Origin of the sequence: Neptunitalea lumnitzerae, assembly GCF_027924185.1 — a bacterium.
GTDB classification, from domain to species: Bacteria; Bacteroidota; Bacteroidia; order Flavobacteriales; family Flavobacteriaceae; genus Neptunitalea; species Neptunitalea lumnitzerae.
In genome coordinates this window covers 154,979-180,607 of sequence record NZ_BRVO01000003.1, presented here as the reverse complement: position 1 = coordinate 180,607, position 25,629 = coordinate 154,979, and the positions used below count along the sequence as shown (strand labels likewise).

The 25,629-nt window shown below is 34.3% G+C and carries 19 protein-coding genes; 4 read left to right on the top strand and 15 right to left on the bottom strand.

Annotated elements, in window-relative coordinates:
* Positions 1-101: 101 nt before the first annotated feature.
* Complete coding sequence (locus Y10_RS13085; protein WP_281765857.1) at positions 102-689, bottom strand: superoxide dismutase family protein; 588 nt, start codon at positions 687-689, stop codon at positions 102-104.
* A gap of 83 nt (positions 690-772) precedes the next feature.
* Positions 773-3,007: a bifunctional alpha,alpha-trehalose-phosphate synthase (UDP-forming)/trehalose-phosphatase gene (locus Y10_RS13080; protein ID WP_281765856.1), complete on the bottom strand. Its 2,235-nt coding sequence runs from the start codon at positions 3,005-3,007 to the stop codon at positions 773-775.
* Between the two features lie 77 nt (positions 3,008-3,084).
* On the opposite strand from Y10_RS13080, the gene Y10_RS13075 reads away from it, so the two are divergent.
* Positions 3,085-4,890 (top strand): glycoside hydrolase family 15 protein, encoded by a 1,806-nt coding sequence (locus tag Y10_RS13075; RefSeq protein ID WP_281765855.1) that lies wholly within the window; start codon positions 3,085-3,087, stop codon positions 4,888-4,890.
* Between the two features lie 197 nt (positions 4,891-5,087).
* Positions 5,088-5,714, top strand: coding sequence for a YceI family protein (locus Y10_RS13070; protein WP_281765854.1), 627 nt, complete (start codon positions 5,088-5,090; stop codon positions 5,712-5,714).
* Positions 5,715-5,785: 71 nt separating this feature from the next.
* Here the strand turns inward: Y10_RS13070 and Y10_RS13065 are convergent, their stop codons facing one another.
* The 5 genes from Y10_RS13065 to Y10_RS13045 form a co-directional block, all read right to left on the bottom strand.
* Positions 5,786-7,594 carry an acyl-CoA dehydrogenase family protein gene (locus Y10_RS13065; protein WP_281765853.1) on the bottom strand — a complete coding sequence of 603 codons (1,809 nt, stop codon included), beginning with the start codon at positions 7,592-7,594 and terminating at the stop codon, positions 5,786-5,788.
* A gap of 33 nt (positions 7,595-7,627) precedes the next feature.
* Complete coding sequence (locus Y10_RS13060) at positions 7,628-8,809, bottom strand: acetyl-CoA C-acyltransferase (protein WP_281765852.1); 1,182 nt, start codon at positions 8,807-8,809, stop codon at positions 7,628-7,630.
* A gap of 48 nt (positions 8,810-8,857) precedes the next feature.
* Positions 8,858-11,263, bottom strand: a complete 2,406-nt coding sequence (locus Y10_RS13055; RefSeq protein WP_281765851.1) for a 3-hydroxyacyl-CoA dehydrogenase/enoyl-CoA hydratase family protein — start codon at positions 11,261-11,263, stop codon at positions 8,858-8,860.
* Positions 11,264-11,275: 12 nt separating this feature from the next.
* Positions 11,276-11,746: a MarR family winged helix-turn-helix transcriptional regulator gene (locus Y10_RS13050; protein ID WP_281765850.1), complete on the bottom strand. Its 471-nt coding sequence runs from the start codon at positions 11,744-11,746 to the stop codon at positions 11,276-11,278.
* A 154-nt stretch (positions 11,747-11,900) separates the two neighbouring features.
* Entirely contained in the window at positions 11,901-13,676 is a 1,776-nt protein-coding gene (locus tag Y10_RS13045; protein ID WP_281765849.1) for an AMP-dependent synthetase/ligase, read from the bottom strand.
* Positions 13,677-14,001: 325 nt separating this feature from the next.
* On the opposite strand from Y10_RS13045, the gene Y10_RS13040 reads away from it, so the two are divergent.
* On the top strand, positions 14,002-15,600 hold the full coding sequence (locus tag Y10_RS13040) for an aspartate:alanine exchanger family transporter (protein WP_281765848.1): 1,599 nt from the start codon (positions 14,002-14,004) through the stop codon (positions 15,598-15,600).
* A 76-nt stretch (positions 15,601-15,676) separates the two neighbouring features.
* Positions 15,677-16,414, top strand: a complete 738-nt coding sequence (locus Y10_RS13035; RefSeq protein ID WP_281766185.1) for a M15 family metallopeptidase — start codon at positions 15,677-15,679, stop codon at positions 16,412-16,414.
* A gap of 37 nt (positions 16,415-16,451) precedes the next feature.
* Here Y10_RS13035 and Y10_RS13030 read toward each other — a convergent pair whose 3' ends face one another.
* From Y10_RS13030 to Y10_RS12995, 8 genes are all read right to left on the bottom strand, one after another.
* Entirely contained in the window at positions 16,452-19,370 is a 2,919-nt protein-coding gene (locus Y10_RS13030; RefSeq protein ID WP_281765847.1) for a glycoside hydrolase family 3 N-terminal domain-containing protein, read from the bottom strand.
* Between the two features lie 148 nt (positions 19,371-19,518).
* Complete coding sequence (locus Y10_RS13025; RefSeq protein WP_281765846.1) at positions 19,519-20,004, bottom strand: ABC transporter ATPase; 486 nt, start codon at positions 20,002-20,004, stop codon at positions 19,519-19,521.
* A 6-nt stretch (positions 20,005-20,010) separates the two neighbouring features.
* Positions 20,011-20,637: a hypothetical protein gene (locus Y10_RS13020; RefSeq protein WP_281765845.1), complete on the bottom strand. Its 627-nt coding sequence runs from the start codon at positions 20,635-20,637 to the stop codon at positions 20,011-20,013.
* 4 nt (positions 20,638-20,641) lie between these two features.
* Positions 20,642-21,436 carry a (Fe-S)-binding protein gene (locus Y10_RS13015; RefSeq protein ID WP_281765844.1) on the bottom strand — a complete coding sequence of 265 codons (795 nt, stop codon included), beginning with the start codon at positions 21,434-21,436 and terminating at the stop codon, positions 20,642-20,644.
* 48 nt (positions 21,437-21,484) lie between these two features.
* On the bottom strand, positions 21,485-21,934 hold the full coding sequence (locus Y10_RS13010; protein WP_281765843.1) for an LNS2 domain-containing protein: 450 nt from the start codon (positions 21,932-21,934) through the stop codon (positions 21,485-21,487).
* Between the two features lie 35 nt (positions 21,935-21,969).
* Positions 21,970-23,313, bottom strand: coding sequence for a (Fe-S)-binding protein (locus tag Y10_RS13005; protein ID WP_281765842.1), 1,344 nt, complete (start codon positions 23,311-23,313; stop codon positions 21,970-21,972).
* Between the two features lie 5 nt (positions 23,314-23,318).
* Positions 23,319-24,266, bottom strand: a complete 948-nt coding sequence (locus tag Y10_RS13000; RefSeq protein ID WP_281765841.1) for an MlaD family protein — start codon at positions 24,264-24,266, stop codon at positions 23,319-23,321.
* Between the two features lie 53 nt (positions 24,267-24,319).
* The gene (locus Y10_RS12995; RefSeq protein ID WP_281765840.1) at positions 24,320-25,438 is read right to left on the bottom strand and encodes an N-acetylmuramoyl-L-alanine amidase family protein; all 1,119 of its coding nucleotides are present in this window, start codon (positions 25,436-25,438) and stop codon (positions 24,320-24,322) included.
* Positions 25,439-25,629: the final 191 nt, after the last annotated feature.

Sequence of the window (25,629 nt, the reverse complement as noted above, 5' to 3'; positions counted from 1 at the left end):
TATTGTTGTTCAAAAATAAATAATAACCTGAACAATCTACTCATTAGAAATAAAAAAAGCTTTCATAACGAAAGCTTTTTAAGTGTTTATGTATGTTTTTATTATTCAATAACGCCACCACAACTAACCCTTGCGCCAGCATCTCCAGATGGTTGAGAAGTAAAATCATCTTCCCCGGCATGAACTATAATACCTTTACCAACTATGTTTTTCTTTTCATCTTCACAATCAATACACCATTCATCGGTAGTTAACGTAATGGTACCTTCACCATTTTCATCAGCGGTAAAGTTTCCTATATCACCTCTGTGGTACCCTGTAGGGTCTCCCCATTTACCGTGTTTTTTATTTGTAGGATTCCAATGCCCTCCAGCAGATTTTCCATCAGGAGAAGAGCAATCTGCTTTTTCATGAATATGAATGGCGTGTATTCCAGGTTCTAAGCCTGTAAGGTTTGCAGTAAAAGCAACCTCTCCGTTTTCCTCTACAAAAGTAACTTCGCCTTTTGCATTACTTTCACTCTTAGAGTCTAACGTAAAGGCTAATTTCTTTACTTCAACTTTTTCTTCTACTATTTCGGGTGTTTCTTTTTCGGTTTCTGATACTTCTTCTTTTTTAGGTTTTGTATCACAACTAAAAACTGCTAACGAAACAGTAACTAACGATAAATATAATAATGTCTTTTTCATAAAAAATAAGTTTTTGTCAACTTACAAATACATAGTAAGCTGACAAAAACTTTAAGATATTATTATAGGTGTAAAAGTAGTTTTTATGAATTTGTTTGAACTTCTAAAATTTCTGCTTCTGTGAATTTTTTTAGCAGTGTTCTAACCTCTTGAGTGTTTTGCACAAAGTACTTAGCACTTGTTTTTTGTAAACCTACTTTTACAGTTACTGCTGTTTCTGGTAAATCTCTAAACATGTATTCATCTGTCCAATCATCACCAATGGCAAAAACAAAATCGTAATCATCTCTTACTAACATACGGCTAGCAGCTCTTCCTTTGTTAACATTACCACTTTTAATTTCAATTACTTTATTACCCTCTAAAACACTTAAATGGTGATTGGCTATTAAGCTGTTTAGTACAGTTTTTAATTCAACCGATCTTAAGTTAGCCAATTCTGGGTCTACTTTTCTAAAGTGCCAAGCTAAAGAGAAATTTTTCTCTTCTATAAAAGTACCTGGAGTTCTGTCTACAAACGTTTCTAGAATAGGGCGTAATTTAGGCATCCAATCTTTTTTAACGTTTTCAAGCGCAGACCAATCGCTGTCTTTTTCTTTCAACCAAACTCCATGTTCGGTAATCATGGTATACGGTTTATCACCATACCATTTAGTAAAGGTTTCTTTATCTCTACCACTAATTATTACTACATCGGTATTGGGTTGAGCATATAAAGTATCTAATAAGTTGTAAAGCTCTTCATCTGGTGAGGCATCTAATGGGTTATTTTTAAAACCAACTAGGGTACCATCGTAATCTAAAAATACCAATCGCTTTTTAGCTGTACTATATTGCTCTAGAATTTTAGTGGTTAAATTATTATTTAATTTTTTAGAAACTAAGGTATTTCTAACTTGCTTTGTAGAGTTTAATGCAGTAAAAAATTCTTCTGCCCATTTTTCAACAGAGTATCTTTCTAAGCGTTCTTGCATTAAAGATATTCTTGTTTTTTGTTCTTCTTTAGGCATTTCTAGGGCTTGCTTAAGTGTTTGAGCAATACCTTCAAAGTTATTAGGATTTATTAAAAGAGCCTCGTTCATTTCTTTAGCAGCACCTGCCATTTCACTTAGCACCAATACACCGTCTTGGTGTACTCTAGTAGCAACATATTCTTTAGCCACTAAGTTCATACCATCTCTTACAGGAGTAATCATGGCTACATCACAAGAGGTGTATAAATCAATTAAGTTTTCAAACGGTAGTGAGCGGTAGAAATACCAGATTGGTGTCCAGCTAACGGTAGAAAATTTACCGTTAATTCTACCCACCAATTCATCGGTTTCTCTTTTTAATAATTGGTATTGTGGTACGTTAGATCGTGAAGGTACAGCCAACATTACCAAACGTACTTTTTGTTGGTATTCAGGATATTTTTCAAGAAAATACTCAAAAGCTTTTATTCTATTTGGTATTCCTTTGGTGTAATCTAATCTATCAATAGATAAAATAAGTTTACAATCATCTGATGAATGTAAATGCTCATCTAAACGTTTTTGAATATCAGATTTTTCTAATTCTTCATTTTCATGGTTTAAAGCAGCATTGTAGAATTTCTTAAAATCAATTCCCATAGGGAACGAGTCTATTTTAATAATTCTATCATCATAAGAAATCTCGTTGAAATTAGTATCTAAATGCAATAGTCTTCTTGCAGAACTTAAGAAGTGACGCTCATAATCGTAGGTATGGAAACCAATTAAATCAGACCCAAGCATACCTCTTAATACTTCCTCTCTCCAAGGGAATGTTCTAAACACCTCAAAAGAAGGAAAGGGAATATGGAGAAAGAATCCAATGGAAGTGTCAGGTTTTTTTTCTTTAATGTACCCTGGTAATAGTAATAACTGATAATCGTGTACCCAAATGGTATCACCATCTTCAGCATGTTCTAAAACAACATCGGCAAATTTTTTGTTTACTTCTTTATAGCACTCCCAATTTTCGTTTTCAAAAGTGGTGTATTCCATAAAGTAGTGAAACAAAGGCCAAAGGGTTTTGTTACTAAAACCATAATAAAAATGATCCACTTCATTTTCAGTTAAAGGGACCATTGCACATTTGTTTTTTTCTATTTCTTTTTGAACTTTTTCTCTGGTTTCGTCGTTTAAATCTTCTTCCGCTAAACCAGACCATCCTATCCAGAGACTATCTCCTTCTTCGTGAACAGATTTCATTCCTGTGGCTAATCCACCTACACTAGGACTAACATTAATTTCATTATCTTCTAATTTAATTTGTAATGGTAGTCGGTTAGAAATAATAATAGTTTTACTCATAAAAGGAATCAGTTTTTGTATTTTTTTCGTTAATTTAAGGATTTTAAAACTATATACTGTTATAAAAAATATAATTAATGAATAATTTACACTACGGGATTATTGGAAATTGTAAGAGTGCAGCGCTTGTATCTAAAGAAGGATCAATAGATTGGTGTTGTTTACCCGAGTTTGACTCATCCTCGGTTTTTGCAAAACTTTTAGATGAAGAGATTGGAGGAAGTTTTGAGTTTATAGTAGATGAAACATATACCATAACGCAATCATATTTTAAGAACACAAATATTTTAATTACTCGTTTTGCTAGCGGATACGATGTTTTTGAAGTGCATGATTTTATGCCTAGATATTATGTGGTAAGTTCAAGTTCTTATTATGCTCCCCCAGATATTATTAGATATGTAAAGCATATTTCAGGTATTCCAAAATTTAGTGTTAAGTATGATGCAAAACTGCGATATGCTAAAGGAAAAACTGAAACTTTATTAAAGCCTGGTTTTATAGCTAGTATTAACCAAGAAGATAGGTATGATTCTATATACCTATATACAAGTGCAGACCAGCAGAAAGTGGTGGCAAGTGAAGAGATAGCTTTAGAGAAAGATGAATTCTTTATGGTTAGCTACAATGAGAAAATATTAGAGCAAACTGTAGATACGGCTTTATTTTTATTAGAGAAAACAAAGGTTTACTGGTTAAGCTGGATAGAGAAAACACCTAAATATAAAAGGTATCAAGAAGAAATTTTGCGTAGTGCATTAACACTTAAGTTATTAAGCTATGATAAAACGGGTGCTATTTTAGCAGCTGCCACTACATCTTTACCAGAAACTATTGGTGAGGTTAGAAATTGGGATTATAGATTCTGTTGGATTCGTGATGCCTCTATGACTATAAAGGTAGTTTCTTCTCTTGGCCATGAAGATATGGCGCGCCGTTTTATGCAATATGTAATAGATTTGGTGCCAGATAAAGATGAGAAGCTTCAGATTATGTATGGTATTAATAAAGAGAAAACCTTAACTGAAGAAACTCTTGAGCACTTAAAAGGATATAAAGGTTCTGCTCCTGTACGTATTGGTAATGCCGCCTATATGCAACGCCAAAATGATATTTACGGTATTCTTATGGATGCTATTCACCAGCAAATAGTAAAGTTTGAAACTACTATGGAAAACTGTGAAGAGCTTTGGGGTATTACAAAAGGTATTGTATTGCAAGTAAGAGACCACTGGACAGAAGCCGATAAGGGTATTTGGGAGTTTAGAACAGAAGAACGCCATTTTACATTTTCTAAAATGTTATGTTGGGTAGCTATAGATAGAGCTGTAAAAACAGCTAAAATTTTAAATAAGCCTAGATACATTGAACGTTGGAAACCGTTAGAGCAAGAAATTAAAAACGATATTTTTAAAAATGCTTGGTCTGAAGAAAAGCAAGCATTTACACAATCGTACGGATCTAAAGATATGGATGCGTCTGTGTTGTTGATGGAGGCTTATGGTATTATAGATGCTAGAGATGAGCGCTACGTTAAAACAGTACATGCAATAGAAGAAGAATTATGCCATGATGGTTTAATGTACCGCTATAAAAACCAAGATGATTTTGGGTTACCTTCCTCTTCATTTACAATTTGTACGTTCTGGTTAATTAATAGCTTGAATAAAATTGGTGAGCATAAAAAAGCAATTGAAATGTTTGATAGATTATTATCTTACAGTAACCATTTAGGTTTGTTTAGTGAAGATATTGATTTTAAAACCAAACGCTTGTTAGGTAATTTCCCTCAGGCTTATTCACATTTGGCTTTGATAGAGACTGCGGCTGATTTGGCTAATAATTTTACGGATGAGCACATAGTAAAACAAGCTCTGACTTAGTAATAACTAAAATTTATATAAAATGCTTTAAACGATATGTTTAAAGCATTTTTTTATTTGTAAAAGAAATGATTGCTTTTTAAAACAAGTGTGTTTTCATTTTTGCAAATGTTAGGAAATAGCTAAAATTAATACTAGAGCTGTTAAATTCATTACCTTTATCCGACATAAATAAAACCAAAAAATTTCATTGTGTCATGAAAAAAATCCTTTTATCATTAGTAGCAGCTAGTACTATTTTTGTTAGCTGTGATAATGCATCTAAAACTAAAACTACAGAAGACGCCGGTAAAACGGAAGAAGTTGCCATTAAAGAAACCGCTAAAATAGACTCTTTAACCTTAGCTTGGACAGGATATAAAACTACGGCTAAAACTCCTGTTTCTGGGGTGTTTAAAAATGTAGAAGTATCAGGTGAAGACTTATCTGCTGAAGAACCAGCTGAAATGTTTGACGGAGCTACTTTTACTGCTACCGTAGCTAGTTTATTTTCTGGAAACGAAATAAGAGACCCTAAGTTAAAAGATATCTTTTTTGGTACCATGGCAAATACTGCGGCTCTTAAAGGAACACTACATGTGAAAGAGGAGGGAACAGTATTAGAAGTAACTATGAATGATGTTACTAAAGAAGTGCCGGTAACTACCTCTTTTGAAAATGGAGTGTATACTGTTGAAGGAGATGTGCATTTAGCAGACTTTAGTGCTATGGCAGCAGTAGAGGCTTTGGCAAAAGCTTGTTACGAGTTACATACAGGAATTGATGGAGTTAGCAAAACTTGGGATGAAGCTCATTTTAAAGGAGCTGTTTATTTAGCTAAGTAATTATATCATTAAAAATAAAAAAATAGCCTTCCATATGGAAGGCTATTTTTTTTAGGGCAAAAAAATTAAATTTAAAAACAATACTTATTTTCTTCTGTTATTTTTTCAGCAATTTGATTCTTTAATGCTATTACATTAGGCATATTGGTATATTTTGTAAAACGTTTTAATCCCATTAGCATCATGCGTTGCTCGTCTCCTTCGGTAAAGGAAATAATAGCTTCTTTACCTTTGGTATTAATTTTTTCCACTGCATTAAACAAATATAATTTAGTCATTGCTATTTGGTTGGCTTGTGCTTCTTCGCCAAAACGTTTTGCATTTTTCTCTGTTCTTAATATGGTAGATTCTGCCATATAAATCTCTATAAGAATATCAGAAGCAGCCATTAATAGTTGTTGGTGTTTTTCTAGTTCTACACCATATTTTTGTGCAGCTGCACCAGCAATCATTAGAAAGGCTTTTTTAAGTTTTCCTAGTAACTCTTTTTCTTCTGATAATACTTCAGAATAATCTGGGGTATCAAAAGAAGGAATACTCATTAAATCGTCTTTCACAGCCATTGCTGGTCCTAATAAATCTACATGACCTTTCATGGCTTTTTTCATTAGCATTCCAATGGTCAGCATTCGGTTAATCTCATTAGTACCTTCATAAATTCTTGAAATTCTAGCATCTCTCCACGCTGCTTCCATAGGTGTATCAGCCGAGAAGCCCATACCACCAAATATTTGAATACCTTCATCGGTACAGTCTTGGCAATCTTCCGATACAGCTACCTTAAGAATAGAACATTCAATAGCATATTCTTCCACACCTTTTAGTTCGGCTTCTTGGTGGCTATTTCCATTAGCAATTCTATCTTCTATGCGGTCTTCAATATCTTTAGCAGCACGGTAACAAGCAGATTCATCTGCATAATTATTAGTAGCCATATCTGCTAATTTAGCTTTGATAGCTCCAAATTTTGCAATAGGAGTTTTAAACTGAATACGCTCGTTTGCATACTTAACAGACTCAGTAATAACTCTACGTTGAGCATCTAAACAAGCAGCAGCCAATTTAATTCTACCAACATTAAGGGCATTCATAGCAATTTTAAACCCATTTCCTCTTTCAGACAACATATTTTCTACGGGTACTTTTGTATCACTAAAAAATACCTGACGGGTAGAAGAGGAGTGTATACCTAACTTGTGTTCTTCTTCTCCTAATGTAATTCCATTGGTGTTATCTTTGTCGTATTCTACAATAAACCCTGTTATGTTTTTATCGTCCTCAATACGAGCAAATACAATCATTAGGTTACAAAATCCAGCATTAGAAATCCACATTTTTTGTCCGCTAATGGTATAATGTGTACCATCTTCAGAAAGCACTGCTTTTGTTTTTCCTGAGTTAGCATCAGACCCAGCTCCTGGTTCAGTTAAGCAATAAGCGCCAAACCATTCTCCTGTTGCTAGTTTAGGAATGTATTTTTTCTTTTGTTCTTCAGTTCCGTAAAGTAAAATAGGTAACGTACCAATACCGGTATGTGCACCAAAAGCAGTAGCTAACGATCCTGTAGCTCCAGAAATATAATCACAAACCAGCATGGTAGTAACAAAGCCCATTCCTAATCCATCATATTCTTCTGGTACAGCAATACCCAATAATCCCATTTCACCTGCTTTGCGCATTACTTCTTCTGTAAATGCATAATCTTTCTTTTCAAATCTGGGTTTATGTGGCCATACTTCTTTGTCTACAAATTCTTTTACAGAATCACGCATCATTTGCTGTTCTTCTGTAAAATCTTCAGGTGTAAATACATCTTCACAAGCAGTATCTTTAACAATAAATTGTCCACCTCTGGTTATGTCTTTTTCTAATGCTTCCATTACTTACTTTTTATTTTGTTCTAATTGATTATTCTATAGTAATTCATAAATACCTGCAGCACCTTGCCCGGTACCCACACACATGGTAACCATACCATATTTGTTTCCTCGTTTCTTCATTTCATCAAATAACTGAACTGAAAGTTTTGCTCCTGTACAACCTAACGGATGCCCAAGTGCTATAGCTCCACCATTTACATTTACAATATCAGGGTTAAGCCCTAGCTCTCTAATTACCGCTAATGATTGTGATGCAAATGCCTCATTTAATTCAATAAGGTCAATGTCATTTTGCGACATACCTGCTTGTTTTAATGCTTTAGGAATAGCCTTTACAGGTCCAATTCCCATAATTCTAGGTTCTACCCCGGCAGCGGCATAAGATACTAAACGGGCAATAGGTTCAACGTTTAATTCTTTTACCATTTCTTCACTCATAATCATTACAAAGGCGGCACCATCACTCATTTGTGAAGAGTTCCCTGCGGTTACACTACCATCGGCAGCAAATACTGGACGTAGTTTATTTAAAACAGCAATGGAAGTATCTGCTCTAGGGCCTTCATCGGTAGCTACTGTATACGTTTTGGTAGCCTTTTTTCCATTGGCATCTATGTAAACGTGTTCTACATCAATAGGTACTATTTGATCTTTAAATTTACCTTCTTTTAAAGCGTTTAATGCTTTTTGATGGGAGTTGAATGCAAACTCATCTTGGTCTGCTCTAGATACGTTAAATTGTTTAGCAACAGCTTCAGCTGTAAGTCCCATACCCCAATAGTAGTCTTCATTACCTTCTTTAGCAATTTGGTAATCGGGAGTAGGTTTGTATCCACCCATAGGTATGTAACTCATACTTTCTACACCACCAGCAATAATACAATCGGCCATACCGGTTTGTATTTTGGCAGTAGCTATACCAATGGTTTCTAATCCAGAGGCACAATACCTATTTACGGTAACCCCTGGTACATCTTCAATTTTTAATCCCATTAAAGAGATTAAACGTCCCATATTTAATCCTTGTTCAGCCTCTGGCATGGCATTTCCAACAATCACATCATCAATGCGGGTTTTGTCAAAATCCGGAAGTTCTTTCATCATGTACTGTATGGTTTCTGCAGCTAATTCATCTGGTCGTTTAAAACGAAACAAACCTTTAGGTGCTTTACCAACAGCGGTTCTATATGCTTTTACAATATATGCGGTTTTCATTTTTGTCTTTTAATTTTTTGATATTTATTAAATATGCTGATAAAGCGTTTAGTTTCTTAAAGGTTTTCCTGTTTTTAGCATGTGTTGAATACGCTCTAAAGTTTTGCGCTCTGTACACAATGATAAAAAGGCCTCTCTTTCAAGATCTAATAAATATTGTTCAGATACCATAGTAGGTTCAGATAAATCGCCACCAGCCATAACATAGGCTAATTTATTTGCAATTTTTTGGTCGTGCTCAGAAATGTAGTGTCCTGCTTTCATAGAGTCGGTACCTACTAAAAACATACCTAACGCTTGTTTACCTAATACCTTTACATCTTTTCGGTGTATTGGTTTAGTGTATCCTGCATCGGCTAATAGTTTTGCATGTTTTTTAGCTTCTGCTAATTGTCGGTCCTTATTAACTACCACCACATCTTTACCATGTTGCATAATACCTAAATCAAAAGCTTCATAAGCTGAGGTAGATACTTTTGCCATACCTATGGTTAAGAAGTACTCTTGTAACACGTTTAGCTCAACATCATTCTTTTTAAAAATATCAGATGCTCTAAGGGCCATTTCCTTAGAACCACCACCACCAGGAATTACACCAACACCAAACTCTACCAATCCTATGTAGGTTTCTGCAGCAGCCACTATTTTATCGGCGTGTAGTGATAGCTCACAACCACCACCCAACGTCATACCATGTGGTGCTGAAATTACCGGAATAGAAGAGTAACGCATACGCATCATTGTGTTTTGAAACATTTTGATAGCCATGTTCAACTCGTCATACTCTTGTTCAATAGCCATCATAAATATCATGGCAAGGTTGGCACCTACAGAAAAGTTGGCTCCTTGGTTACCTACTACAAGACCTTCAAATTGTGTTTCGGCTAAATCTACAGCCTTGTTTAGCCCTGCAATAACATCACCACCAAGGGTATTCATTTTAGATTGGAATTCACAGTTTAAAATTCCATCTCCTAAATCTTCAATAACCACTCCGCTGTTTTTCCAAACCTCTTTAGATTTTCTAATATTATCTAGGATAATAAAGGCATCTTGTCCTTGTTTCTTAACATGAGATTTTTCAGGTATGTCATAATAATATGTAGCACCGTCTTTTACTGTATAGAAATTGGTTATACCTTTTGCTACCATTTCTTCAACCCATGAAGCTATTGGTAAACCTTCAGCTTTCATCAGTGTTATTCCTTTTTCTACTCCAATGGCATTCCAAATTTCAAATGGACCATTCTCCCAACCAAAGCCGGCTTTCATAGCATCGTCAATTCGATATAACTCATCAGATATTTCAGGAATTCTGTTTTGTACATAGGCAAAAAGTGCGGCAAAGTTTTTACGGTAAAATTCTCCTGCTTTATCTTTACCAGATACCAACACTTTAAAACGATCTATAGGTTTATCAATCGTTTTAGTTAATTCTAATGTAGCAAATCCTGTTTTCTTTTTAGAGCGGTATTCCATGGTATCTAAATCCAATACCAATATTTCACTTTTTCCAGATTCGTCTTTTACTTTTTTGTAAAAGCCTTGTCCGGTTTTACTTCCTAGCCATTTATTTTCCATCATGGTGGCTATAAAATCGGGTAGTTTAAATAAATCGTGCGCCTCATCTTCAGGGCAGTTTTCATATAAACCATTTGCTACGTGTACTAGTGTATCTAACCCAACCACATCAACTGTACGAAATGTGGCCGATTTTGGTCTGCCAATTACTGGGCCAGTTAATTTATCTACTTCTTCTACAGTTAAGCCTAATTCTTTTACTTGGTGAAATAAACTTTGGATTCCAAAAATACCTATTCTGTTACCTATAAAGGCTGGTGTGTCTTTAGCTAAAACAGAGGTTTTGCCTAAAAACTGTTCTCCATAATTCATCAAGAAATCAACTACCTCTTGCTTACAATCCGGACCTGGAACTACCTCAAAAAGTTTAAGATAACGTGGCGGATTAAAAAAGTGTGTTACAGCAAAGTGTTGTCTAAAATCTTCAGATCTACCTTTATTCATAAAATGAATAGGAATACCCGAAGTATTAGAAGTAATTAAAGTACCTGGTTTACGGTATTGCTCAATTTTTTCAAATACACTTTGTTTAATATCTAAACGTTCAACAACAACTTCTATAATCCAGTCTACTTCTGCAATTTTTGCAATGTCATCCTCTAAATTACCAGTAGTAATTCTAGCAGCAAATTTTTGATTGTAAATAGGAGAAGGCTTAGATTTTAAGGCTGCCATAAGGTTTTCAGAAGCAATTCTGTTTCTAACAGCAGGGTGCTCCAGCGTTAGCCCTTTAGCTTTTTCTTTATCTGTAAGTTCTCTTGGTAAGATGTCCATAAGTAACACCTCTGCACCAATATTTGCAAAGTGGCATGCGATACCGCTTCCCATTACTCCGGAACCGATTACTGCAACTTTGTTGATTCTTCTTTTCATTATGAATTAATTTTATTTTGGATCTATTGTTTTTACGGATTCTGTTTCTGTATATATTTTCTTTTCAGAAATGAGATTGTTGATGGTTTGAATTACTTCAAAAAAATGATCTAGTTTTTCTTCTGAAATATGATTTTTCACTGCATCGTTAAACTTCATTACTACACTTTTAGAAAAGTCTCTATTTTCTTTTCCAAAATCGGTTAAGCAAATAAGTACACTTCTTCCATCATCCGGATTCCTTTTTCGTTCTATTAGCCCTTTTTCTTCCATACTTTTTAAAATACGTGAAAGGCTGGTTGCTTCCATACCCATTTTAGGGCCTAGTGCAGTAGAAGGCGTTCCTTTTTCCTTGTCTATACTTAATAAGGTAAAACCTGTAGCCATTGTAGAGTCTACTTTACCTGCTTCTTCATTATACATTCTTGCTACTGCTTGCCAAGTAGCTCTTAATGCATAATCTATGAGATCGTCCTTTTTCATCTATTTATGAATATACCCAAATATACATATTTTTATTATGCATGCATAATAAAATTGAAAAATTTTTTGTGAATTATATATTTAAAAAGGTATTTGGTAGCGATGTAAATAAAAAAACTCCTCTAAAATTGAGGAGTTTGTGGTATTGTTAAATTTAATGTCCGTATATTTTGTTATACAGTTCTTTGTATTTTTCTTTAATTATTCGCCTTTTCAATTTTAAAGTAGGGGTTAGGTGCCCTTCATCTATACTCCATACATCGGGTGTTAGTTCAAAGGCTTTTACTCTTTCCCATTTGCCAAAGCGTTCGTTAAAACAAATAATCTCTTCGTGAATTCTTTGTATTACATGCTCGTTTTTTGCAATTTCTTCATAGGTATTACCTATTTCGTAATGGTGTCTTTTTGCCCATTCTTTTACAAATTCAAAATTTGGTTGAACAAAGGCAGCTGGCATTTTCTCTCCTTCACCAATTACCATAATTTGCTCTATAAAACGAGATTGTTTCATCTCATTTTCTATAATTTGAGGAGCTACATATTTACCGCCAGAAGTTTTAAACATTTCCTTTTTTCTGTCGGTAATTTTTAGAAATCCTTTATGATCTATTTCTCCAATATCTCCAGTGTGAAAATACCCTTCTGTCATAACCTTACTAGTAAGTTCAGGGTCTTTAAAATAGCCCATCATAATATTAGGTCCTTTGCAAAGTATTTCACCATCTTCGGCTATTTTAACTTTTACGCCTGCTAGCATTTTACCTACAGTACCAATTTTCCATCCGTTGTTTCGTTGGTCATTTACGGCAATTACAGGAGATGTTTCGGTTAATCCATAACCTTCCATAACTGGTAAACCCGCAGCGCCAAAAACGCGTGCTAGCCTAGGTTGTAATGCAGCACTACCCGAAACCATTATTTTAATTTTTCCGCCCAGTGCTTCCTGCCATTTGCTAAAAATTAGTTTTCTGGCTAACTTAAGTTGTAAGTTGTAAAAAGCTCCGTTGGCATTGTTATATGGTTCAAATTTTTCTCCAAGTTCCAGTGCCCAAAAGAAAAGTGCTTTTTTAACACCTTTTAATTCACTTCCTTTTTCAAAAATTTTGTCATATACCTTTTCAAGAAGTCGTGGTACTACCGTCATTACTTCTGGTTGTACTTCTTTAATGTTCTCACTCATTTTATCAATGGACTCTGCAAAGTAAATAGAGATACCATAGTACTGATATAAGTACACAACCATACGTTCAAAAATATGGCAAATAGGTAAGAAACTTAATGCTTTAGAATTTCCTGCATTTAAAGGAACCCTATCATAACTAGCTAATACATTAGAAACAATATTATCATGACTTAGCATTACTCCCTTAGGTTTACCTGTGGTACCAGATGTATATATAATGGTAGCTAAGTCTGAACTCTTAACAGCTTTTTTTCTGCTCTCTACTTCTGGTTGATTACCATCATCAGTTCCTTCGTCTAATAAAACAGACCAATTGATTTCATTATCAATTTCATCTAGGGTAAAAACAGCCTCTAATTTTGTATTAGCAATAATGCTCTTTAATTTTTGAAGAACTTCTATGTCTGATACAAAACAATATTTAGCTTCAGAATGATTTAAAATGTATTCATATTCTTGTTCTGATATTGTAGGGTAGATAGGTACGTTTTGTGCACCTGTTTGTAATACACCTATATCAATAATATGCCATTCACTTCTGTTAGAAGAAGATATCACAGCTATTTTGTCGTTTTTCTGCACGCCACGCTTTACAAGTGCTCTACTTATTTTGTTAGCTTGGTCTATATATTCTTCCGTGCTTGTAGGAACCCAATCTCCATTTCGTTTTACCGTCAGGGCATCCTTTATGTTATAATGTGCTTTTTGATAATATGGGATATCAAAAATTCTGGATATCGTATTCATTTTACAGTTTAAAATAAAATTATTGCAAAGTATATAAATATATGGCTTTTACAAATTAAATTTATTAAAAATAACGTAAATAATAATTAAATTAATAAAAACAGGCTTTGAGTTACAGTTGATTAGTAACCAGAACAATAGTGCCTAAATGGTAGATTTTTATGTTTTACTTAATTTTTAAATTTTAAAAATGTGCGTAGTTTTCTAGAATAATTTACGTACTTTTTGTTGATAAATGTCAGTTTCATGTTTGGTACTTACCTGTACATTTGTTACTGATTAAAACTAACTAACTATTTTTTAAATATAATTAAAGAGTAATTATATGGACATTATCAACACTAGCTATTTGGCTCTCTTCTTAATTATTTGCCTCGGTTTTATAGTAGGAAATATTAAGGTTAAAGGTATCTCGTTAGACATTTCAGCAATTATTTTTGTGGCGCTATTTTTTGGGAATTATGGAGTATCATTACCCAATATTCTAGAAAAAATAGGATTAATTTTATTCATTTATACCATTGGTCTGCAAGCAGGTCCCGGTTTTTTTGAATCGTTCAGAAATCAAGGGAAAAATTTGGTAATCATGGCTTTTGTAGTAGTTATATCTGCTGCATTGCTTACCCTAGGGGCTATTTTGTTTTTAGGGGTAGATAAACCTATTGCTATTGGTTTATTGGCAGGTGCTTTAACTAGTACTCCTGGTTTAGCAGCAGCTATAGATGTTACCCATTCTAGTTTGGCTTCTATTGGTTACGGTATTGCTTACCCGTTTGGGGTTATTGGCGTTATTCTTTTTGTAAGGTTGTATCCTAAATTATTTAGAGTGGATATTAAAAAAGCAGAAAAAGAGTATAACGATAAAACCCAAGTAGGTTTTGAACCACTACACACCCGTAATTATATTGTAGAAAATGAGGGTGCTATAGATAGAACTATTGGTGAATTGCGCGTACGTTCTATGACTAAAGGAGTTATCTCTAGAGTTAAACATGGCGACAAAACATTTACGCCTAATACCAATACCAAACTGCATAAAGGAGATTACATTATGGCAGTAGGTACTGATGAGGCTTTAAGAAGAATTGAATTGCTTATTGGACCTAAAGAAGAAGTGGATATTACTTTAGGTGAAAATTATGTAGTGCAGTCTTTATTGGTTACCAAGACAGAGCTCGTTAATAAACCTTTAGGAGAACTTCACTTACGTTCTAAATACAACGCTACGGTTACCAGAATTAGACGTAGTGGTATTGAATTGGCGCCTAGCCCAAATGTAAAATTGCAAATGGGAGATAAGATTATGGTGCTTTGTGATAAAGAACAAATAGGGCAAGTAGGTGAATTATTAGGAGATAATAACTCTAAACTTTCAGATACTAACTTTTTCCCTATTGCTACAGGTATTGTATTAGGTATTGTATTAGGTAAAGTGTCACTTTCTTTCGGAACCTCTTTTGAATTTAGTTTAGGCCTTACCGGTGGTATTCTAATTGTTTCTATGATGTTAGGTAGATTGGGTAAAACAGGACCTATATTATGGACTATGAGTGGTAGTGCTAACCAGTTATTAAGACAGTTAGGTTTGATGTTGTTTTTAGCTTCTGTAGGTACTAAAGCAGGGGCAACTATTGTAGAAACCTTTGAACAATACGGAATTGAATTATTTCTTATAGGTGGAGTTATCACCTTAGTACCTATGATATTAGGGGCTTTGGTAGCTAAAATATTTTTAAAAGTAAATGTGCTTTCTATGTTAGGTACCTTGACGGGTGCTATGACTAGTACGCCTGGTTTAGCGGCTACGGATTCTATGACCGATAGCAATGCACCTTCTATTGCTTATGCCACAGTGTACCCTATAGCTATGGTTGTACTTATTATTTGTGCACAGCTATTAGGTTTGCTGGGAGTTATATATTAAATGCCATTCGTTTTTTTTTAATTACGTCCCTTAAGATTATTTACTTAATTTTAGGGACGTAATTCTTTTATATATGATGAAATATGCTTTTTTACTGTTGGCTGTAGGTTTGGTTGTTGCTTGTAAACAGGAAAATAAAATACAAGTATCTAAGAAAGAAAGTGTTGTTTTAAATGATAGTGCTATGGTAGAAAAAGTAGCTGTTATTGAAGAAGAACAAGATTCTGTACAACCTTTAAAACCATTAACTGAATTAGAATCTTTGGCAGATACTTCTTTTGTTAGGCTTGCAGATTATAGTAATGACTTTGCTTTTGATATGCGCTATGCAACCGATAATAATTTTCTGAAAACAGCTGTGTATGATTGCGCAGAGTGTTATACAAGAGCCAAAACAGCAAAGCAGTTATTAAAGGCTAATACAGACTTTTTAAGTCAAGGATATAGAATTAAGTTCTTTGATTGTTACCGTCCGTTAGATGTACAAAAAAAGATGTGGAAACTTGTTCCTAATCCAATGTATGTGGCAGATCCAGCTAAAGGGTCTATTCATAATAGAGGTGGTGCTGTAGATATTACTTTGGTAGATATGGAAGGTAATGAGCTGCCTATGGGAACCGGATTTGATTTTTTTGGACAAAAGGCACACCATACTTACAAAGACTTACCAGCGGAAGTTTTAGAACATAGAAACCTTTTAAAAACTACCATGGAAAAATATGGTTTTAATGCCATAGAAAGTGAATGGTGGCATTACAATCTAGGAGCTATGACAGGTAGTAAAGTAGCTAATTTTGTATGGGATTGTGAATAACTGTTTTTGTAGAAAGCCCGCAAGCATTTAATCTCTATTATTGCGGGTCTTGAATAGCTTCGTATATAATTTCTTGAATATCTGTTCTTATATCATTTTTGATAAGCTTGGTATTATTTTGTGTAGGGTATGTTCTGTTGCTTAAGAAAACATAAATAATCTCATTTTCTGGGTCTGCCCATGTATAGGTTCCTGTAAAACCACTATGTCCAAAGCTGCTTAAAGGTACGCAACCACATGTGTTACTTGCATGGCCATCTGGTTCTGGTTTATCAAAACCTGCACCTCGTCTGATATCTTTAGAACAATAATAACAAGTATTAAATAGTGCTATGGTTTCTGGAGTAAAATATCTATGACCTCCATAAAAACCATCTTGCAAATACGTTTGCATTATTTTAGCAATATCATTTGCGTTACTAAAAATACCTGCGTGACCACCAACACCACCTAGCATAGCGGCTCCCATGTCATGTACAAAGCCCTCTACTTTTGTATATCTAAAATAGTTGTCTTCTTCTGTGGGTACAATGGCTACCTTAGGAAATTCTTTTAAAGGATTGTATACTGTATGGTTGGCTCCTAATGATTTATAAAAGTGGTCTTGCACCAAGGTATCAAGACTGTGTTTGTAATGATCTTCTAAGTATTTTTTTAAAATAAAGTAGCCCAAGTCACTGTATTTGTACCCTTTTTGTGGTAATAAATCGCTTTTAAATACTTGTTGATACAGAGAGTCTTTGTAATCTGTTCTCATATATAAACTGTCACTTACTTGAATACTAAAACCAACTTCAGGTTTTGTTCGGTAATATAAAGTGTCTGGTTTATTGTTTTTATCAAGGGTACTTTTATAAAAAGGTATCCAAGGTTGTAAGCGGGCTGTATGTGTTAATAAAGCTTTTAAGGTAATATTAGCTTTATTGGTGTTCTTTAGTTCTGGTAGCATTTCTACCAATTTAGTGTCTAAAGACAACGTGCCTTCTTCTACTAATTTCATAATTTCTGGTACAGAAGCTAATATTTTAGTGAGCGATGCAACATCAAACACATCGGTATCTATTACGGGTATCTTTTTATCAAATGTGTGGTAACCAAAACTTTTATTATAAATAACGGTACCTTTTCTAGCTACTAGAATTTGCATGCCAGGTGCCATTTGTTGTTTTAGCACTTTATTGGCAATGACATCAATTTCTTTAAGTTTTTCAGAACTCATACCTACACTTTCCGGAAGACCGTATTTAAGTCTAGAAAGCGGATTTGTAGTTAAGCAGGTGTTTACCGGGAAATCTTCATTAGCAGTAACAGGTAGTTTACCTACAGCACCAATAGCTCCAAAAATAAGCTCGGCAGATTTTTCTTGTGCAATATCACTGTTTTGGTAACTAACTACTACAGCATTCATGTTGGTAGTAGAAGTAAGATCTAGCAGTGCGTATGGTTTTACAAAAATATCCAGTATTACATCTTTTTCTCTAGAAAGTTCATATAGCCAAACAAGTTCTTGTTCGGTAAACTGATAATCTTTCCAAGGAGAAGCATTAGATCTGTGAAGTCCAATAATAACCGTGTTGTAAGGTTTTAATTTTTCCTTCATTTTATCAAGGCGTTCTGTAGATATTGTATCTATTGGAGCATATAGCTGTAAGCTTTTTACAAAGGTTTCTCCTGAGTCATCGCCTAAACCAACATAAGCTATTTTTCTTTTATCTAAATTTCTTAATGGTAGTAAGTCTTTTTCATTTTTTACAATGGTAAGCGCTTCTTCCATTACTTTTTGATAAAGTAGGGTGTCATTAATAGTATTCAGGTCTTCAATAAGGTGGTTAGTTTCAACCGGATGATAATCATTTAACCCCACTTTATATTTAGCCATTAAAATTTTCTTTACAGAATGGGCTAAACGTTCTTCTGTAATAATATTATTGTCATAGGCCTCTTTCAGTTTAATACATGCCTTTGGGATGTCTTTAGATATAAGTAAAACATCGTTACCAGCAAGAAAAGCAGCAAGATCAATATCTCCTGGTTCAGAAAAATTAGAAGCTCCTTTCATGCTTAATGCATCTGTAAAAACCAAACCTTTAAAGCCTAATTTTTTTTGTAGTAAATCGGTAACTATTACCTCAGAAATAGAGGAGGGGTAGTTGCTTCTAGATTCAAGTGCAGGTACATTAAGGTGCGCTACCATAACACTAGCAAGTCCTTCACTAAACAGCTTTCTGTATGGGTATAATTCTACCGAATCTATTCTAGCTTCATCAAAACTTATGGTAGGTAAGGTTTTATGAGAATCTTGGTCGGTATCTCCATGCCCAGGAAAGTGCTTGGCATTCGCTAATACTCCTGCGCTTTGCATACCGGTCATAAAAGCTACTGCTTTATCGGTAACATTGTATTTGTCTTCTCCAAAAGACCTGTTACCAATAATAGGGTTTTTAGGGTTGGTGTTAATATCAGATACAGGAGCAAAGTTAATATGTACACCTAATCTTTTAGCATGTAAGCCAACTCGGTACCCAACTTCTTCTACTAGCTTGTTGTTTTCTAAAGCACCTAAAGTCATATTCCAAGGAAAAGCATAGGTGGAGTCTAAGCGCATCGCCAGTCCCCATTCGGCATCCATACTTACCATTAAGGGTACTTTAGAAGCTGCTTGTAAATTGTTGTTTATTTCTGCTTGTCTTAAAGGGCCACCTTTGGAAAAAATTAAACCTCCAATTTTATTTTCTTTTACCAGCTTCATAATGCGGTTTTCTTCTGCTTTTCCTTTGGAAGAAAAAACATCTACCACAAATAATTGACCTATTCTTTCTTCTACAGACAAACTGGTGTATACACTATCTACCCAGCGTTGTTGTGCTACGGCGTCTGGCGCTAACAGCGGATTGGTGTTTTGCCCATTTAGAAAAGAAACAATAAGTAAGCTTATAATAAAAAATGTTTTCTGCATTTGGAGTCTAGTTGTATGATTTTAGTATGAAAATACCTTGCCAAAGTGGCACTATATACCGTGTAATATACATAGTAGTAACTAAAATAAAAAGCCAAAATTGTAGTGATTATCTACAATTTTGGCTTTGAATGTATTTTTAACACTTTTAGTTCATAAAACGGGCGTGCCAGCTATCTTCAGCAGGAACTTCCCAAGAGTTTTCAAACTCAAATTTATTTGTAACTAAATTATTGAACACGATAGTTTTAGGAGATACGGACTTATTCTTAGCCATTTTTTTGAAATCTGCTAAAGGTTTGTAAGCAATAAATTCTCCTTGTTTGTAGCTTACATTCATTTTGTCCATAAGGTCTATATTATAAGCTTTTTCTAAAGATTGGATAAAAGCTACAGAGTCGTCTATAGAACAACCTGTTGCAGCCTGCGTATCTTGGTTGATAGCTATAATTAAAAAGCGCTTATATTTTAATAAAAACGAAGCCTCAAGAGGGGTTCCGTGTGCTGCCCAGTTTGATAAAAAAGTGCTTGTTTTTTCTTCTATCTCAGTTATCTCATCTTCTGTTAGACTTCGGTTGCATTGGTAAATCCAAACTCTAGAATGCTCCGGTAAATTTTCAAATGGTACTAACATATTTTCTTATTCAGATACGTTTGTTAAAACTTTAAAATTTCTGTATTCTTTTGTTGATGGGTCAAATAGCTCAACAAAAGTATACTCTATATAATAAGACTTTTTATCTACTTTTTTCTGGTCTAAAAGGTCTAAAATAATAGAATCTCCTTCAAAGTAATCTAACCAGTAAATTTTAAATCTTTTACCGTTTTCATCTTTAACTTCAATATAAACAAATTGGTCTGTATTAATGTTAAGAATAGTGCCTTTAAGGGCATAGGTTTCATAGGTTTCTTCCTCTTCAAATGCTTCATCTCCTGTGATGGCTATTAAAGCTTCTGGGCAAAAACCTGCCATTTCAATACCTACATCAACTGCAAAGTTCTCCATGGCAGCAGTATCTTTTAGTATATTACCATATTCACTTTCAATAGCTTCTTTATGGTCTTTGTAGTAAGAAAGTATACAGATACCTAATTCTACTTCAATGTTTTTGTCTGTGATGTTTTCAAAGTCGATGTCTTTACTAGTAAAACAGTCACAAGCATGCTGAGCTGCTCCCTTTAGTAATTCGTCTTTGGTTGTTTGGCTAAAACCAATTGATGTAATTAATAAAAATGTGAAAAGGGTGGTTAGGTGTTTTAAAATCATAAAGTTATAAATCTTGTGCGTTGGTTATTAATTCTGCAATGTCTAAAACTTTTACACTGCTTTCTTTTTCTTTAGCTTTAACACCATCGGTAATCATAGTATTGCAAAACGGGCATCCTGCTGCAATAATATCTGGTTTTGTTTCTAAAGCTTCTTCAGTTCTTTCAATGTTAATTTCTTTGTCTCCTTTTTCTGCCTCCTTAAACATTTGAGCACCACCAGCACCACAACACAAACCGTTTTGTTTGCATCGTTTCATTTCAATTAATTCGGCTTCTAGTTTTTTTATAAGCTCACGCGGAGCTTCATAAACGCCGTTAGCTCTACCTAAGTAGCAAGGATCGTGAAAAGTAATTTTTTTACCTTTAAAAGAACCTCCTTCAATTTTTAATTTTCCTTCTTCTAATAAGGTTTTTAAAAATTGTGTGTGGTGCATTACTTTATAGTTACCACCAAGAGAAGGGTATTCATTTTTTAACGTGTTAAAACAGTGCGGGCAGGTAGTTACAATTTTCTTGACCTCATAAGCATTTAATACTTCAATATTAGTCATTGCCTGCATTTGAAATAGAAACTCATTTCCGGCACGCTTGGCAGGGTCTCCGGTACAACTTTCTTCGGTACCTAAAACAGCAAAATCTACATTTGCTTTGTTTAGAAGTTTTACAAATGCTTTCGTTATTTTTTTAGCTCTATCATCAAAGCTACCTGCGCACCCTACCCAAAACAATACATCTGGAGTTTTTCCAGAAGCCATCATTTCAGCCATGGTAGGTACGTATAATGTTTCGTTACCCATAACTGTATTATTTATATAAAAACACAATAGGCTGTGTAAGCCTATGTGTTAATCATCATATTCTCCATCGTCAAATACTTCGATGGTAACCTCTTTTTCTATAAGGTCTGTAAACTTACCTCTATAACGGGTAGCTCTTACCAAATGGTTATCAACCCAATGGTAGTTACCACCTCTTGGTTTGTTCATTAATAAACCATGATATTTAAATTCGTGTTTATCTAACCATGCTTCAGTTACTTCTCTGTGTTCTTCTGTTCTAGAAGTAAAGAAAGTAATAATGTGTCCTTCTTCATACCACTTGTTAAGTGTGGCTAAAGCATCAGGGAAAGGTTCACAAGTAACCATTCTTTCCGGCTCTTCATTTGGCACATCCTCAGTCACAGTACCATCAATATCAATAAGGTAGTTTTTAATACCTTCTGGTAGTACTGGGCTAATGTGCTCTCCGTTAGCTAACTTCTCATGTAATAGCTTTGTTACGTCTTCCTTTTTCATGATTTAATAAAAATTGTGTAATAGTGGTTTAAGTTTTATGCTTCGTCTTTCCAATTAAGTCTGTCCATCTGGTTATATGGCCAAGGTGCTCCGTTATTTTCAATATTGGTCATCATATTATTTAACTCAACCGGTGCAGCCGACTCTTCCATAACCAAATATCTTCTCATTTCTGTAATTATTGATAACGGGTCAATATTTACAGGGCATGCTTCAACACACGCATTACAAGAAGTACAAGCCCATAACTCTTCTTTAGTTATATAATCGTTTAATAATTGTTTACCGTCTTCTTTAAAAGTACCTTTATTGGCATCTATATTTTTACCTACTTCTTCCAAACGGTCTCTGGTGTCCATCATAATTTTTCTGGGCGACAGTTTTTTACCGGTTTGGTTAGCAGGGCACTCACTTGTGCATCTACCACATTCGGTACAGGTATATGCATTTAATAATTGTACCCAATTAAGGTCTGTAACGTCACTAGCTCCAAATTTTTCTGGCATTTCATCACTTTCAGTCTCCTCGGGTGCTGCAAATGGGTCGGCATTAGGGTCCATCATTAACTTAACCTCATTTGTAACCGATTCTACATTGGTAAATTGACCTTTCGGATTTAAGTTGGCAAAATACGTATTTGGAAATGCTAATAAAATATGAAGGTGTTTTGAGTAATATAAATAATTTAAAAACACCAAAATACCTGCAATGTGTAACCACCAACAAGTTCTTTCTATAATTACTAAGGTGCTGTACCCTAAATTAGAGAACAAAGCACTAATAGGGCCACTAACAGGATATGCACCCGCAGTTATGTAATGATGGTTTTCTGCAAAATTACCATGTTGAATAGCAAAGTCTGCTGCATTCATGGTTAAGAAAAGGGTCATTAAAACCATTTCAAAGTATAAAATGATGTTACCATCACTTTTAGGCCACCCTTTCATTTCAGGTTTCCAGAAGCGTTGAAGCCTTATAATGTTTCTTCTAATCCAAAAGATAACAACGGCAACAATTACAAGAAGTGCTAAAATTTCAAAGCTTCCTATAAGAAAATTGTAAAGCCCACCCAGAAAACTAAAAGCTCTATGGGTATTAAATAGTCCGTCAACTATAATTTCTAGAACTTCAATATTTATAATAATAAAGCCTGCGTAAACTAAAATATGTAAAAAACCGGCAATAGGTTTTTTTACCATTTTCTGTTGCCCTAAAGCAATAAGCGCCATGTTTTTCCATCGCGCACTGCTGTTGTCTGATCGGTCAACAGATTTTCCTAATTTAATATTACGTATAAGCTTTTTTACATTAACGCTAAAAAAACCTATCCCTGCAAATAAAATAATTGCAAATACTATGTTGTCTAGCAAATGGTCCATAGGTATTATTGATTTTCATCAGAGGGGGGCTGATATTCTTTATTTTTTTTACCAAATACAGAGAAGTGAACGTATCGTTTTGGATTTAATTTCATGTCTTGTAGCAATTCTTCCAATTGCTTGCTAGCACCTTTTAGATTGTCATACAGTTGCTCATCCTTTAGTAATTTACCAAGGTTTCCTTCGCCACCTTCTAAATTAGCCATTAAGCTATCTAAACGGGTCATAGCATTATTAAATTTAATTAAAGAAGCTTCTATATCTCCTTTTTCTATTTGCGAAGTAATGCTAGCAACATTGCCTGTAATAGACTGTACGCTGTCTAAAGATACGGTTAATTTTTCTTTGTTATTTTCTAAAATATCATTGAAGTTGTTAGAGGCATCTTTAAAATTGCCAACAACATCATTTAAGCCACTAATGCTACTTTTTAAGTTGTGTTTGGTCTGGTCGTCTAATACACTATTTAAGTTATTAATAAGTGTATCTGCACTGGTTAAGGCCTTTTCTAACTTTACACGTAGAGGGTCTAATTGATTGGTAATAGATTCTACCATACCCGTTTGTACACGACTTTTAATAGTGGTGCCTGCTTGTGCATAACCGGCATTGTCTTGGGCTGGTATAATTTGTAAACCAGCATTGCCTAATAAACTTTTATATAATTCTGCAGTACTGTTTTTAGAAAATTGATAATCGCTATCAACATTAAAAGTTACTACAATTTTAGAGTCAGATTGTCTTAATTCTACTTCTGAAACTGTACCTATTTTTTTCCCGTTAACGGTAACCGGAGTAGAAGGTTGTAAACCCCCGGAATGATCAAACTCAGCATAATAAGTTCGCGCATTGCTGAATATTGAATTAGACATTAAGAAATTCATCCCTAAGATAAAAAGGATAATACCACTTAATACAATAACAGCCGTTTTTGCTTCTTTAGAAATTTTCAATGCTATTTTTTTTATTTAAACAAATGTAGAAATTATTTTTCAAGATACCGTGTTTAATTTGAGGCTGATTTTATAGCCTCTGTAACACTAATTTTAGTACCATTTCGGAAAGCTACAATATAAGCATCATTGTAACTACTCTTTTTAGCTTCTTTTAACAGAACTTTGGCTCTGTCATAACTATTGGTGGCTCCGTAGAAGTATCTGTATATGGTACCTGCCTTTTCTTGAGAAATGGTTTTTAGCCCGTTGAAGTTTTCTGGCTTAAGAGGGAGATCTCTAGAGCTAGATGCAATTTGTACCTTAAATATAATAGCGTTGTTAGAGGTATTTAATGTTTCTTCTGGGGTAGCTACTACAGGTGTTACGGGTACATGAGGGCTTATAAGTACATTTCCTGTATTTTCATCTATAATAGTTTTATAGCCATAAATAGCTTCTACAATAGCGTGTGATATTTTAGATTGCCCTGAGGTAGACTTTAAGAAATTACGTTCTTCGGTATTGGTAATAAAACCAGTTTCTATTAATACACTTGGCATAATAGTTTGGTGCAATACAACAAAAGCGGCCTGTTTTACGCCACGGTTTTTGCGCTTTAAAGTATTGGTGAATTTATCTTGAATCATTTTTGCTATTTCAATACTCTGACTCAAATTTTCTTCTTGTCCTATGGTAATATTAATAGTAGCTTCAGGGGCATTAATATCAAACCCTGCATAATTGGTTTCGTAGTTATCCTCTAAGAAGATTACTTCGTTTTCCGCTTTTGCTACTTCAAAATTCTTTTTGTTACCATGTAATCCCAATACATAAGTTTCTGTACCAGAGGCGCTGCTGGTATGTGCATTGCAGTGTACAGATACAAATAAATTGGCGTTTGCTTTGTTGGCAATTCTACCACGCTCTACCAATTCTACAAAAACATCGGTCTTTCTAGTGTAAACTACTTTTATTTTTGGGTCTTTTTCTAACTCTTTTCCTATTGCCAAAACAATTTTTAAGGCAATATCTTTTTCGTTATAACCATGCGAAACTTTTCCAGGATCTTTTCCTCCATGCCCTGCATCTAAAACCACTACAAACTTATCGTCGTTTGGCGGGTTTCCGAAGGTTAATAACGAACTAAATAATAAACAAACTAATGTAATTACTTTAAAAAAATGATTCATTTGAATACTGTTTTTTCCTTTATAGAACATACAATATGCCAAAATGTTGCGCTGCATAAAGTTTTTGGTAAAATTTTTGATAAAAATAGTACTAATTCACAAAAAAATATGTTTAAAGTATGGTAAATTATTGTTTAAGTTGTGTTCTTGACCAAAAAAATATGCGTATGTTTGGCTCGTCAAAAAAGAAC

Excerpts from the sequence above, each read along its gene's own strand:
- Y10_RS13010 (WP_281765843.1), bottom strand. The coding sequence starts at position 21,934 with ATGAAAAAGGAAGACGTAACAAAGCTATTACATGAGAAGTTAGCTAAC.
- Y10_RS13025 (WP_281765846.1), bottom strand. The coding sequence starts at position 20,004 with ATGTTAGTACCATTTGAAAATTTACCGGAGCATTCTAGAGTTTGGATT.
- Y10_RS13045 (WP_281765849.1), bottom strand. The coding sequence starts at position 13,676 with ATGAATACGATATCCAGAATTTTTGATATCCCATATTATCAAAAAGCA.
- Y10_RS13035 (WP_281766185.1), top strand. The coding sequence starts at position 15,677 with ATGAAATATGCTTTTTTACTGTTGGCTGTAGGTTTGGTTGTTGCTTGT.
- Y10_RS13065 (WP_281765853.1), bottom strand. The coding sequence starts at position 7,594 with ATGGAAGCATTAGAAAAAGACATAACCAGAGGTGGACAATTTATTGTT.
- Y10_RS13005 (WP_281765842.1), bottom strand. The coding sequence starts at position 23,313 with ATGGACCATTTGCTAGACAACATAGTATTTGCAATTATTTTATTTGCA.
- Y10_RS13055 (WP_281765851.1), bottom strand. The coding sequence starts at position 11,263 with ATGAAAAGAAGAATCAACAAAGTTGCAGTAATCGGTTCCGGAGTAATG.
- Y10_RS13030 (WP_281765847.1), bottom strand. The coding sequence starts at position 19,370 with ATGCAGAAAACATTTTTTATTATAAGCTTACTTATTGTTTCTTTTCTA.
- Y10_RS13040 (WP_281765848.1), top strand. The coding sequence starts at position 14,002 with ATGGACATTATCAACACTAGCTATTTGGCTCTCTTCTTAATTATTTGC.
- Y10_RS13060 (WP_281765852.1), bottom strand. The coding sequence starts at position 8,809 with ATGAAAACCGCATATATTGTAAAAGCATATAGAACCGCTGTTGGTAAA.
- Y10_RS13015 (WP_281765844.1), bottom strand. The coding sequence starts at position 21,436 with ATGGGTAACGAAACATTATACGTACCTACCATGGCTGAAATGATGGCT.
- Y10_RS13075 (WP_281765855.1), top strand. The coding sequence starts at position 3,085 with ATGAATAATTTACACTACGGGATTATTGGAAATTGTAAGAGTGCAGCG.
- Y10_RS13070 (WP_281765854.1), top strand. The coding sequence starts at position 5,088 with ATGAAAAAAATCCTTTTATCATTAGTAGCAGCTAGTACTATTTTTGTT.
- Y10_RS13020 (WP_281765845.1), bottom strand. The coding sequence starts at position 20,637 with ATGATTTTAAAACACCTAACCACCCTTTTCACATTTTTATTAATTACA.
- Y10_RS12995 (WP_281765840.1), bottom strand. The coding sequence starts at position 25,438 with ATGAATCATTTTTTTAAAGTAATTACATTAGTTTGTTTATTATTTAGT.
- Y10_RS13050 (WP_281765850.1), bottom strand. The coding sequence starts at position 11,746 with ATGAAAAAGGACGATCTCATAGATTATGCATTAAGAGCTACTTGGCAA.
- Y10_RS13080 (WP_281765856.1), bottom strand. The coding sequence starts at position 3,007 with ATGAGTAAAACTATTATTATTTCTAACCGACTACCATTACAAATTAAA.
- Y10_RS13085 (WP_281765857.1), bottom strand. The coding sequence starts at position 689 with ATGAAAAAGACATTATTATATTTATCGTTAGTTACTGTTTCGTTAGCA.